Raw genomic sequence first — 11,461 nt, 5'->3', positions numbered from 1 at the left:
GCGGCAGCGCGCGCGTACCGCTCACAACGATCGTTAAGAGAGCTCTCAGACTCCGTCCGTACGGCCCGTCGGGACGGGACACGGCCGCGCGCCAGCGCCCGAGCCGTGCCTCGGCGGCCGGCAGCACCTCGTCGGTCCACTCCCAGTCGCGACGGTAGTGGTGGGCGAGGAGGGCGAGGCGGATGGCGGCCGGGTCGACGCCGTCGCGCCGCAGGCGCGAGACGAAGACCAGGTTGCCCCGCGACTTGGACATCTTCTCGCCGTCCAGGGCGACCATGCCGGCGTGGACGTACGCCTTGGCCATGGGGAACTCGCCGGTCAGCACCTGGGCGTGCGAGGCGCCCATCTCGTGGTGCGGGAAGACCAGGTCGGAACCGCCGCCCTGGACGTCGAAGCCCATGCCGAGGTGGTCGAGGGCGATGGCGACGCACTCGATGTGCCAGCCGGGCCGTCCACGTCCCAGCGAACCGCCGTCCCAGCTGGGCTCACCGTCACGGGCGGCCATCCACAGCATGGGGTCGAGCGGGTTCTTCTTGCCCGACCGGTCGGGGTCGCCGCCGCGTTCGGCGGACAGCAGCCGCATGGCGGCGGCGTCGAGGTGGGAGACCTTGCCGAAGTCCGGGTCGGACTCGACGGAGAAGTAGACGTCGCCCTCGAGCTCGTAGGCGGCGCCCTGGTCGCGCAGCCGCTCGACGAGCGGCACGATGCCGGGTATCGCCTCGACAGCGCCTATGTAGTGCTGCGGCGGGAGCATCCGCAGCGCGGTCATGTCCTCGCGGAAGAGGGCCGTCTCCTGTTCGGCGAGGGCGACCCAGTCGACGCCGTCCCGCTGCGCGCGCTCCAGCAGCGGATCGTCGACGTCGGTGACGTTCTGGACGTAGTGAACCTGCCGCTTGGTGTCGAGCCACACGCGCTGCACCAGGTCGAACGCGTTGTAGGTCGCCGCGTGACCCATGTGGGTGGCGTCGTAGGGCGTGATGCCGCAGACGTAGATACGGGCGACGGGACCGGGGGCGAGGGTGACCAAGCCGCCGGTCGCGGAGTCGTGGATCCTCAGGTCGCGGCCCTGACCAGGCAGGGCGGGGACCTCGGAAGCGGGCCAGGCATGCATGTCATGAGACTAACCGGACGGAAGTTGCGTATACGAACCGGAGCGGGCCGGATGGCCGGGAAGGCCGTCTTGCGCGCCCATGGCCCGGTGTGCTTGAGCGTGCGCCTGTGGTCGAGCACACATCCGGGCCGCCCGTACCGGCGGACCGGGCGGCCCGGTAGGGGGCGGCCCGGGAAGAGGGCGGGGCGGCCCGGGAAGGGGGCCGGGGTCAGACCGGGGCCGGGGTCAGACCGGTGGCCAGGGAATCGCCGGCCACTCGCCGCTCGGCTCCGGATGGGTCCCGGACGCCAGCAGCGCGTCGACCCGCGCCCGGGTGGCGTCGACCTCGGCGGCGGTGAGCAGTTCGGCGAGCCGGACCGCGAGCGCGCCGTCCGGCTCCAGGGCCCCTCTGAGCCCCTTGAGCGCCGCCACGGCCTCCTCGGTCAGCGGTTCCCCCGCCCAGCCCCACAGCAGCGTGCGCAGCTTGTTCTCGACGTTGAAGGTGACCCCGTGGTCGATGCCGTAGAGGCGCTCGTCCGCCGTGGGCAGCAGATGGCCGCCCTTGCGGTCCGCGTTGTTGATGACCGCGTCCAGGACGGCGAGGCGGCGCAGGCGTTCGTCGTCGCCGTGCACCAGCAGGGCGGTCCTGCCCTCGCCGACCTCGGCGAAGCCGATCGCCTTCCAGCCGGGGGCGGGCTCCTCGTCGTCCACCAGGGCGAGCAGTTCCGCGTCCGGGAGCGCCTCGATCCACAGCTGGCACATCCCCTCGCCGTACGGGCCGTCCCGCAGCACGGTGGGCGGCACGAGGCCCCAGCCGGTGGCCTCGGAGACCTCGTAGGCCGCCACCTCGCGCTCGGCGAGCGTGCCGTCGGGGAAGTCCCACAGGGGCCGCTCCCCGGCGATGGGCTTGTAGACACAGGCCGCTTCCCGGCCGTCGTACGTCACCGTGCAGTACAGCGCCGCGTTCGACGCGTCGCGGATGCGTCCGCGCACGGTCAGCTCGCCGCGCGCGAGCAGCTCGGCGGGCGTCACCTCGGTGCTCACGCCCCGCGGCGGTATCCGTTCTGGCGCGGACATACGTGTCCTTCCGGGTCGAGCGGCAGGCTGCACAGCGGGCAGGGCGGCCGGCCGGCATTGACGACGTCGAGGGCGCGTTTGGCGAAGGCCCGCGCCTGGGCGCCGGTCAGCCGGACCCGCAGCATCGGGGGCCCGTTCTCCTCGTCCTGCAGGAGCCGCTCCTCGGCCTCGGCGAGGTCCTCGTCGGACTCGGCGTCGAGTTCCACCAGGGCCTGCGCCTCGACGATCATGCGCTGTTCCTCGCCGTCCCAGGCCAGCGCCATGGTGCCGACCCGGAACTCCTCCTCGACCGGGGTGTCGAGGGGGGCGGTGTCGGAGATCTCGGTGGGTGCCATGGCGGGCACGGCAGCGCTGCCGCCGCTACGGCGTACGACCTCGTCGAGCAGTTCGTCCATGCGCTCGGCGAGTGCCGCGACCTGGGTCTTCTCCAGGGCCACGCTGGTCACCCGGGATCCGGCGGTGGCCTGGAGGAAGAACGTACGGCGCCCGGGCAGACCGACCGTGCCGGCCACGAAGCGCTCCGGCGGGTCGTACAGGTACACCTGACGGGACACGTCCTGTCTCCATTGAATTCGTGAGTGCGTGAACGTCCGTGCGTGAACGTGACTGCATGAACCGCTTCACCCTACTGCGGCCGACGATCACGGTGCGCCCGCGCCGCCGCCGACCGGGGCTTCGCCCTCGGCCGGCTCCTCGTGCGGTACTAGGGAGGCGAGGTCGCCGGTGTCCCCGAGGCGGACGAGGAAGGGCCGCAGTCTGGTGTAGCGGATCACGGTGAGGGAACAGGGTTCTACGGAGATCCTCTGGAACAGGTCGAGATGAAGTCCGAGTGCGTCCGCCACGAGCGACTTGATGATGTCGCCGTGCGAGCACATGAGGTACACGGCACGGGCGCCGTGGTCGCGTTCCACGCGCGCGTTCCACTCGCGTACCGACTCGGCGGCCCGGGTCTGCATGGCGCGCATGGACTCGCCGCCGGGGAAGACGGCGGCGGACGGGTGGTTCTGGACGACCTCCATCAGGGGTTCGTCCTTCAGTTCGGCGAGTTTGCGCCCGGACCAGTCGCCGTAGTGGCACTCCCCGATCCGCTCGTCGGCGTGCGCGGTCAGCTCCGGGCGGGCGTCGAGCAGCGGCCGCAGGGTCTCCTGACAGCGCTGCAACGGGCTGGTGACGACCTCGGAGACCGGGATGCCGGCGAGCCGCTTCGGCAGTGCGGCGGCCTGCGCGGTGCCGCGCTCGTCGAGGGCGACGCCGGGCGTCCAGCCGGCGAGCAGGCCCTCGGTGTTGGCGGTGGAACGTCCGTGCCGGACGAGGATCAGCGTGGGCATGCGGACCAGCGTAGGCGCACCGGAGGGTGGGCCGAGGGTCGACGGAGAGGAGAATGCGCACCGTGATCGTGGACTGTGCCGTCTACCGTGGCGGGCACCGGATCGAGCGTCCCGCGGACCTGTCCGACGCCCTGGGCGCGGCGCGTACCGCGGGCGGATTCGTCTGGATCGGTCTGCACCGGCCGTCCGAGGAGGAGTTCGCACTGGTCACCCGGGAGTTCGGGCTGCACCCGCTGGCGGTCGAGGACGCCCTGAAGGCCCACCAGCGGCCCAAGCTGGAGGTGTACGACGACTCGCTGTTCCTGGTGCTGAAGCCGGTCGTGTACGAGCCGCAGAGCGATGCCGTCTCCACCGACGAGGTCATGGTCTTCCTCGGGGACGCCTTCGTGGTGACGGTACGGCACGGCGAGAGCGCGTCCCTGGCGGGGGTGCGGCACCGGCTGGAGCAGGAGCCGGAGCTGCTGCGCAAGGGTCCCACGGCCGTGCTGTACGCGGTCTCGGACGCGACCGTCGACCACTATCTGGAGGTTGCGGCCGAACTCCAGACGGACCTGGAGGAGCTGGAGGCGGAGGTGTTCTCGCCCGGCGGGGGCGGTTCGCGGCACACCGCGTCGCGCATCTACACCTTCAAGCGGCAGATCCTGAAGTTCCGGCGGGCGACCGGGCCGCTGGCGACGCCGCTGGCCCGGCTCTCGGGCACCGGGCAGTCCGGCACGTCGGTGCCGTTCGTGCACGAGGGGTCGCGGCCCTTCTTCCGTGACGTCAACGATCACCTGATGCGGGTCAACGAGTCGGTGGAGGGCCTGGACCGGCTGGTCTCGGACGTGCTGTCGGCGCATCTGGCGCAGACGGGCGTGCGGCAGAACGACGACATGCGCAAGATCTCCGCGTGGGCCGCCATGGCGGCGGTGCCGACGATGATCGCGGGGATCTACGGGATGAACTTCGACCACATGCCGGAGCTGCACTGGCTGTGGTCGTATCCGGTGGTGATCGGGGCGATGGCCGTGCTGGAGGTGCTGCTGTACCGGACGTTCAAGCGGCGGGGCTGGCTGTAGCGAGGGCGTCGCGCCGCAGGGGCGTCTCCAGGGAGACCATCCGCCGCCAGCCGGCGAAGCGCTCCCAGGCGTAGACGGTGTGGATGCCGGCTGCCAGCGCCGCCGACTTGGCGGCCGGCCAGCGCAGGATGCGTCCCATGTGGGTCATGACGGCGAGGCTGACGTCGCGGTAGACGCGGATCTCGGCGAGCGCGCAGTCGCGCAGGGTCCGCTGGATGGCGGGGCCGTGGCCGGCGCGGGCGTACCGCAGCAGTTCCTCGTGGCAGTAGGCGAGGTGGTTGTCCTCGTCGTTGGAGATCATCTTCACCGCGTGGCCGATGTCGGGGTGGTCGGCGAAGTACCGGAGCAGCAGTTCCATCTGTTCGGACGCGCGCTGCTCGGTGACCCGGCTGTGGGCGAGGTAGACGACGATGTCGCCCACGGTCAGGGGCTCTTCGCCGCGCAGCCGGTCGTGGGCGAGGCCGATGCCGCGCCGCTCCAGGAGCATGGTGTAGTCGGTGTCGGGCGGTACGGGGACGGGTTCGAGGCCCCGTCTGTGGATCAGGGCGTTGAAGATCCGCCCGTGTTTGTCCTCGTCGGCGCCGTGGCGGGTGATCTTGGGGGCCATGTGCCGTTCGCTCTCCGGGACGAGTGCGGCGATCCGTGCGTTCTCCCAGCCGCCCTGGGCCTCGCCGCCGGCGGCGATGGAGCAGAAGAGCCGGAAGGTCTCGTCGTCGTCGAGGATCTCCTGGAACAGACTCTTGGCCGACAGCATGGTGCGCACCTCTCTGCCCGACTCGCACAATCCCGAAGAATTCAGCCAGATTCCGTAGAATTCCGCAGAGAACGAGTCAAATGCGGTGCGTGAGGGAGCGCAACAGCTGTGTCGGCGGACTCGGCCGAAAGAAGGACCACGGCGGTCACCGCAAAGGCGTAACCGCGCGGGCGGCCGGGGCGTTGTTCTCTGTGACGGCCGTGGCGGGGAAGACCCCCGAGCCCCCACCACGGCCGTGGAAACCTCCGGCGCCCGCACCGGGCGCCGACATGCCTCAGGCGAGCCCGGCGCGCTCCATGGCCTCGGTGCCGGCCCGCAGCGAGGCCAGCCGCTCGTCGAGGGTGAAGCCGGCCGGGGCGAGGGTCAGGGTGGTGACGCCGGCCGCCGCGTAGGCCTTCATCCGGTCCGCGATCCGCTCCACCGAGCCGAGCAGCGTGGTCCGGTCGATCAGGTCGTGCGGTACGGCGGCGGCGGCGCCCTGCTTGTCGCCGGACAGGTACTTGTCCTGGATCTCGACGGCGGCCTGCTCGTATCCCATGCGCTGGGCGAGCTGGTTGTAGAAGTTCTGCTTCCGGCTGCCCATGCCGCCGACGTACAGGGCGGTGTAGGGGCGGAAGGTGTCGGCGAGCCGCTCCACGTCCTTGTCGTCGCCGACGGCCAGCGGGAGGGTCGGGCAGACGTCGAACCCGTCGAGGGTCTTGCCGGCCTTCTCACGCCCGGCGCGCAGGTACGTGATCGCGGTGTCCTCGAGGTGGTCCGCCGAGGGGAAGATCAGCAGGGCGCCGTCCGCGATCTCACCGGTCTGTTCGAGGTTCTTCGGCCCGATGGCCGCGATGTACAGCGGGATGTGCTCGCGCTGCGGGTGCACGGTCAGCTTGATGGGCTTGCCCGGACCGCCGGGCAGCGGCAGCGTCCAGTGCTCGCCCTCGTACGACAGCCGCTCCCGGGTCATCGCCTTGCGCACGATCTCGACGTACTCACGGGTGCGAGCCAGCGGCTTGTCGAACTTGACGCCGTACCAGCCCTCGGAGACCTGCGGGCCGGACACGCCGAGGCCGAGCCGGAAGCGCCCGCCCGACAGCGAGTCGAGCGTCGCCGCGGTCATCGCGGTCATCGCGGGCTGGCGGGCCGGGATCTGGAAGATCGCCGAGCCCACGTCGATCCGCTCGGTCTGGGCGGCGACCCAGGTGAGCACGGTGGCCGCGTCGGAGCCGTAGGCTTCGGCGGCCCAGCACACGGCATAGCCGAGCCGGTCGGCCTCCTGGGCCACGGCGAGATTGTCCGCGTCCATCCCGGCGCCCCAGTAGCCGAGGTTGATCCCGAGCTGCATGCCAGATCCCCTTACCGCTCAGTAACGTCCCTTGTGCGGAGACCTTAGCGCGGGGCCCGCTCACGAGGCAGGCCGGAGGGGCCGGGTGGCGGGCGGGACGCGTGAGACGGGGGTCCGGTGTGGCGGGTGCGGTGCGAGGGACGGGGGTCCGGTGTGGCGGGTGCGGTGCGAGGGACGGCGGTCCGGTGTGGCGGGTGCGGTGTGTGAGGTGCGGGCGCGGGGCACGCGGGCCGGGGCCGGTGAGGCGGGCCGGTCCGGACCCCCGGGCCGGACCGGTGACCCGCACATGGCTCCCGAAGTGCTCCGGCCTCATGAAATCGGTTATCCACAGGCAACCCACGCACCACCCCTGGCCAGTAATCTCGGCGTTCATGGAGCAGAGGCATCTCGGCCGGACCGGCCTGCGCGTGTCCCGCATCGGACTGGGCACCCTCACCTGGGGCAGGGACACCGACGAGCATGACGCCGCGGACCTCTTGAAGACGTTCTGGGAGGCCGGCGGCAGCCTCGTCGACACCGCGGACGTGTACGGCGACGGAGAGGCCGAGTACCTGCTCGGGCGGCTGATGGAGGGTCTGGTGCCGCGCCGCGACCTGGTCGTCTCGACCAAGGCGGGCAGCGTGCCCGACCCCGACCGCCGGTTCGACGGCTCACGCGGCCATCTGCTCGCCGCCCTGGACGCCTCGCTGGCCCGGCTCGGCACGGACTACGTCGACGTGTGGCACATCCACGCCTACGACCCCCACACCCCGCTGGAGGAGACGCTCCAGGCGCTCGACCTGGCGGTCGGCAGCGGCCGGGCGCGCTACGCGGGCGTCTCCAACTTCTGCGGCTGGCAGCTCGCCAAGGCGGGGACCTGGCAGCTGGCGGCGCCCGGCACCCGCACCCGGCTGGCGAGCACGCAGCTGGAGTACTCGCTGCTCCAGCGAGGCGTGGAGCGCGAGGTGCTGCCTGCCGCCCTGGACCTCGGCATAGGGCTGCTGCCGTCCTCGCCGCTCGGCCGCGGCGTCCTCACCGGCAAGTACCGCCACTCCACTCCCGCGGACTCGCGCGGCGCCTCCGAGCACCTGGCGCCCTTCGTCGCGCCCTACCTCGACGACACCGCGAGCCGCATCGTCGACGCCGTGACGACCGCCGCGGACGGGCTCGCGGTGACCCCGCTCCAGATCGCCCTCGCCTGGGTCCGCGACCGGCCCGGAGTGACCGCCCCCATCATCGGCGCGCGCAACGCGCAGCAGCTCACGGCGGCACTGTCAGTGGAGGCCCTTACTCTTCCTGACGAGATCTGCCGGGCGCTCGACGATGTGTCGGCGCCCGTGCACCGCTATCCCGATCACGACTGGAGCACGCTGTGAGCACGGAACCGGAGACCACCAGGGACGCCGGGGCACCGACCGCCGCAGACCCCGAGACCCAGGACGCCGGCGCGCCGTCGGCGGGCACCGCGCAGGGCCGGGGCGACGGTACGGAAGAGGCCGCGGGCGACGCCTCGGCGGCCACCGAGGCCGACGGTGACGGCGGCGACAGCGGCGACGAAGCTGACAGCGGTGATGTGACCGGCACGGGCGGCTCGGACGCGGGCGGCTCGGACGCGGAAGGCGAAGGGGAGGCCTCCGCACAGCGGTCGGAAGCCGAGGCCGAGCTCGCGGCGCAACAGCTGGAACGGGAGCGGATCGAGCGGCGCAAGGCCGAGAAGCAGGGGCCCATCGCCAGCGGCGGCAAGCTGAGCGGGAAGGCCGCCGACCTGCTGGCGGCCGTGCGGGCGGTGGAGAGCGGCGAGAAGCCCGCCGCCGGATTCGGCGGGCCCGAGCCCACACCGCGCCGCACCGCTCCGGAACCCGTCAGGCGCCCGCAGCCGGTGGCCGTCACGGACGCCGGCCCCGCTGCCGGCCCCGCACCGGAGACCGTCGAGGCCGTACGTCGGGTGCTGGCCGAGGGCGGCGCGCCCGAGGCGCTGGCGCCCCAGGTCGGCGCGGCTCTCGGCGAGGGCGCGCCGGACGAACTGCGCGCCGATCCCTGGCTGCTGCTGCGGGTCGCGGGCGTACGACCCGAGCAGGCCGACGGGTTCGCGCGGGCGCTGCTCGGCGCGGACTGCCGTCCGGACGACGAACGGCGGGGCCGCGCGGTCACGGGCTGGCTGCTGGAACAGGCGGCCCTGGCCGGGCACACCGCCCTGGAGCTGCCCGCGCTCACCGCGGCGCTGGCCCAGCGGGGCGTGCCCGACGGCGACGCTGCCGTGCAGAACACGCTCGCGGAGGGCGAGGCGCTCGTCTTCCAGGACGCGCTCGATGAGCCCGCGGGCGCGGCCGGGCGGCGGGACGACTCGGCGGAGGACGGCGAGGAGGCCCAGCCCCGCCCGGTCCGGGTCCTGGTCGGCCTGGAGCGGTACGCGCTCGCCGAGGAGAGCCTCGCCGACGGCCTGGCCCGCGTGGTCAACTCCCTGCCCAAGGAAGCCCCCGCAGAGTGGGAGGCGGCTGCGGCCTCGGTGTCCGGCAGCGCCGCCGAGCTGATCCGCGCCGTCGCCGGACACGGCCTGGTGCTGCACACGGGCGGGGAGGCGGCCCGCGCCGAACCGGCGGCCCTGATCGGCGCCGCCCGCGCCCTGGGCCTGCGGGCCGTCGCGGCCTGTCACACGGCCGACGGCCGTCGTCGGCTCGGCGCCGCGCTCGCCGCGGCCGAGGGCGGCGCCGGGGCCGTCGGCGAGGCGGGCACCGAAGCCGTCGCGCCGGACGCCCCCGACGTCGTCACCGTCGCCGGACTGCTCTCCGGCACCGAAGGTCCCGGGCGGGACCCGGAAGGGGCCCTGGAGCTCGATCTCCTGGTCCTGCTGGACGCGCCGCAGCTCGATGTGGAGAGCGCCGCGATGCTGGTGGAGTCGCTGCCCGACGGGGCCCGGCTGGTGCTGAGCGGTGATCCGGCGGTGCTCTGGTCGGCCGGTCCCGGCCGGGTCTTCGCCGATCTGGTGGCCGCCCGCGTCTGCCCGCAGATCTCCTCGCGCACACCGGACCCGGGTCCGCTCGGCGAGCTGGTCTCCGGCATCGGCGTCGGTGAGCTGAACCAGGTGGACGCGCCCGGCAAGGAGATCGTGATCGTGCCGGTGCGGGACGCGGGCGAGGCCGTGCACCGGACCGTGCAGCTGGTCGCCGACTCGGTGCCGCGCGCCTTCGGCGTCCCCGCCGAGCAGACGGTGGTCATCACCCCCGGGCACGGCGGCGCGGCCGGCACCCGAGCCCTCAACGCCGCGCTCAAGGAGCGGCTCAACCCGGGCCACGGGCGGTTCGGCGGCTTCGACCCCGGTGACCGGGTCGTCCACTCCCCCGTGCCGGGGCGTGCGCTGCCGGGCCTGGTGGTGAAGGCCGACGCGGACGGGCTGCACCTGGAGTGCGCGGGCGAGCCCGTCGTCGTACCGAAGGACCGGGTGGAGCGGTCCGTGCGGCACGGATGGGCGCTGACCGCGCACCAGGCGGTGGGCAGCCGGTGGCCCGCGGCGGTCGTGGTGCTGCCCGGCGATGCCGCGCAGGCCCTCAGCCGGCCCTGGATCCACACGGCGTTCGGCCGGGCGGAGCGCCATCTGTCGGTGGTCCACGGCGTGGAACAGGCACTGCCGAGGGCGGTCGCGGAAGTCCTGGCCAAGCCCCGCACGACACGGCTGCCCACCCTGCTGCGCACCCAGGTGCCCGCGGGGGACTGATCCGGACGGACAGCGACGGCGGTCAGGAGACACAGCCTCCCGACCGCCGCCGTGATGACAGCCGTCCGCCCGGCCGCTGCCGGGCGACGACGCGATGGTGACGAGCCCGTGCGACGCGGTCCGCCGGACCGGCCCTAGCGGTCGGCCTCCAGCCGCTCCAGGTCCTCGTCTTCGTCCTCGTCCTCGTCCTCGGCGAGATCCGCGTCGGGGCCGTCGTCGCTCAGGTCCTCGTCCTCCGCCTCGTCCCCGGCGTCGATGTCGTCGTCGAAGACCGCGCTGACGTCGAAGCGGCAGACCACCCGCTCCGGGTCCGCCTGCTCGAACGGGGCCTCCAGCCACTCTCCGGGGTCGGCCTGGTCGTCCGCGGCCGTCACCCAGAGCGTGGAGTCGCCCTCCTCCAGTCCGAACTCCTTGTGCCGGGAGGCGATCTCGTCCGGCTCGAACTCGCCGAACAGGATGCCGAGCGCCCCGTGGACGGTGCCCGCGGCGTCCTCGCCCGTGCCCTCGCCGTCCTCGTACTCCGCCGCCTCGACCCGCTGGGCCTGCGCCAGCAGACGCTGGGGCTCCGCCACGGCGTAGTCGCGGCGGATCAGCACGCTGATCGCGCTCGGCTCCGCCGGGCCCGTGTACGGCGGCAGTGAGTCGTCCGCACCGGGGATCTCGAAGGGCGTGACCTCGTCGTAGCGGTCGTAGAGCAGTTCGTCGTAGACCTCGGCGGCCGCGGCCAGCTCGTTGAACGCCTCGTAGACGGCCTGGTCGTCCTCCCCCGACCTGCGTTCGACCGCGGCCAGGTGGCGGTCGAGCGCGGTCTTGACCGCCTCGGCGGCGGCTCGTACCTCGGCAGCGGTGGGCTGCGCAGCATCAGACATAGTGCAGACGCTATCCGTACCGGGCCCCAGCCCGCACAATAGATGCGATGCCGGAATACGAATTTGTCGACGTGTACGTACCGCGCGGGGTCTCCCGCAAGGAGGCCACGCGTCTGCTGACGGACCATGCCGAGTACGGGAACTGGGAGTTGGACCGCCTGAGTCTGTTGAGCCCGTACTCCGTCCAGTCGGTGACCAGCAAGGACGGCCCGGTCTACACGCACAAGGTCAAGTCCGAAGAGGCCTTCACCCCGGCGGTCGCCG

At 72.8% G+C, this 11,461-nt stretch carries 10 protein-coding genes and 1 pseudogene; 4 read left to right on the top strand and 7 right to left on the bottom strand.

The features are described from left to right. From mshC to ABT085_RS36825, 4 genes are all read right to left on the bottom strand, one after another. A partial coding sequence (gene mshC / locus ABT085_RS36840) for a cysteine--1-D-myo-inosityl 2-amino-2-deoxy-alpha-D-glucopyranoside ligase (protein WP_351618339.1) occupies positions 1 to 1,111 on the bottom strand: 1,111 nt, incomplete at its 3' end. 225 nt (positions 1,112 to 1,336) lie between these two features. Then, positions 1,337 to 2,167 (bottom strand): SCO1664 family protein, encoded by an 831-nt coding sequence (locus ABT085_RS36835; RefSeq protein WP_351618336.1) that lies wholly within the window; start codon positions 2,165 to 2,167, stop codon positions 1,337 to 1,339. Beyond that, positions 2,131 to 2,721: a DUF3090 domain-containing protein gene (locus ABT085_RS36830; protein WP_351618333.1), complete on the bottom strand. Its 591-nt coding sequence runs from the start codon at positions 2,719 to 2,721 to the stop codon at positions 2,131 to 2,133. Before ABT085_RS36830 ends, ABT085_RS36835 begins: the two co-directional genes overlap by 37 nt. 87 nt (positions 2,722 to 2,808) lie before the next feature. After that, entirely contained in the window at positions 2,809 to 3,495 is a 687-nt protein-coding gene (locus tag ABT085_RS36825) for a histidine phosphatase family protein (RefSeq protein ID WP_351618330.1), read from the bottom strand. 62 nt (positions 3,496 to 3,557) lie between these two features. On the opposite strand from ABT085_RS36825, the gene corA reads away from it, so the two are divergent. Further along, positions 3,558 to 4,553, top strand: a complete 996-nt coding sequence (gene corA, locus ABT085_RS36820; protein ID WP_351618342.1) for a magnesium/cobalt transporter CorA — start codon at positions 3,558 to 3,560, stop codon at positions 4,551 to 4,553. Here corA and ABT085_RS36815 read toward each other — a convergent pair. Then, positions 4,531 to 5,307 carry a ferritin-like domain-containing protein gene (locus ABT085_RS36815; RefSeq protein ID WP_351618327.1) on the bottom strand — a complete coding sequence of 259 codons (777 nt, stop codon included), beginning with the start codon at positions 5,305 to 5,307 and terminating at the stop codon, positions 4,531 to 4,533. The genes corA and ABT085_RS36815 overlap by 23 nt on opposite strands. Positions 5,308 to 5,581: 274 nt before the next feature. Then, positions 5,582 to 6,637, bottom strand: coding sequence for an LLM class F420-dependent oxidoreductase (locus ABT085_RS36810; RefSeq protein WP_351618324.1), 1,056 nt, complete (start codon positions 6,635 to 6,637; stop codon positions 5,582 to 5,584). Between the two features lie 371 nt (positions 6,638 to 7,008). Here ABT085_RS36810 and ABT085_RS36805 point away from each other — a divergent pair, with 371 nt between their 5' ends. Together ABT085_RS36805 and ABT085_RS36800 are read left to right on the top strand one after the other, a co-directional pair. Continuing rightward, positions 7,009 to 7,992 (top strand): aldo/keto reductase, encoded by a 984-nt coding sequence (locus ABT085_RS36805; RefSeq protein ID WP_351618321.1) that lies wholly within the window; start codon positions 7,009 to 7,011, stop codon positions 7,990 to 7,992. Then, positions 7,989 to 10,328, top strand: a complete 2,340-nt coding sequence (locus ABT085_RS36800) for a helix-hairpin-helix domain-containing protein (RefSeq protein WP_351618318.1) — start codon at positions 7,989 to 7,991, stop codon at positions 10,326 to 10,328. Before ABT085_RS36805 ends, ABT085_RS36800 begins: the two co-directional genes overlap by 4 nt. A gap of 134 nt (positions 10,329 to 10,462) precedes the next feature. Here the strand turns inward: ABT085_RS36800 and ABT085_RS36795 are convergent, their stop codons facing one another. Continuing rightward, complete coding sequence (locus tag ABT085_RS36795; protein WP_351618315.1) at positions 10,463 to 11,197, bottom strand: hypothetical protein; 735 nt, start codon at positions 11,195 to 11,197, stop codon at positions 10,463 to 10,465. A 47-nt stretch (positions 11,198 to 11,244) separates the two neighbouring features. Here ABT085_RS36795 and ABT085_RS36790 point away from each other — a divergent pair. After that, a pseudogene (locus tag ABT085_RS36790) lies at positions 11,245 to 11,367 on the top strand (DUF5703 family protein); the annotation flags it as partial. Between the last annotated feature and the right edge of the window lie 94 nt (positions 11,368 to 11,461).

Origin of the sequence: Streptomyces sp. NPDC002265 (assembly GCF_040296125.1) — a bacterium.
GTDB lineage: Bacteria > Actinomycetota > Actinomycetes > Streptomycetales > Streptomycetaceae > Streptomyces.
The sequence above is the reverse complement of the archived record's forward strand: the minus strand, read 5'-3'. Positions and strand labels throughout refer to the sequence as shown.

What these genes read in the sequence shown, in the direction of transcription:
- ABT085_RS36805 (WP_351618321.1), top strand. Translation starts at nt 7,009, where the DNA reads ATGGAGCAGAGGCATCTCGGCCGGACCGGCCTGCGCGTGTCCCGCATC.
- ABT085_RS36835 (WP_351618336.1), bottom strand. Translation starts at nt 2,167, where the DNA reads ATGTCCGCGCCAGAACGGATACCGCCGCGGGGCGTGAGCACCGAGGTG.
- ABT085_RS36825 (WP_351618330.1), bottom strand. Translation starts at nt 3,495, where the DNA reads ATGCCCACGCTGATCCTCGTCCGGCACGGACGTTCCACCGCCAACACC.
- ABT085_RS36815 (WP_351618327.1), bottom strand. Translation starts at nt 5,307, where the DNA reads ATGCTGTCGGCCAAGAGTCTGTTCCAGGAGATCCTCGACGACGACGAG.
- ABT085_RS36795 (WP_351618315.1), bottom strand. Translation starts at nt 11,197, where the DNA reads ATGTCTGATGCTGCGCAGCCCACCGCTGCCGAGGTACGAGCCGCCGCC.
- ABT085_RS36810 (WP_351618324.1), bottom strand. Translation starts at nt 6,637, where the DNA reads ATGCAGCTCGGGATCAACCTCGGCTACTGGGGCGCCGGGATGGACGCG.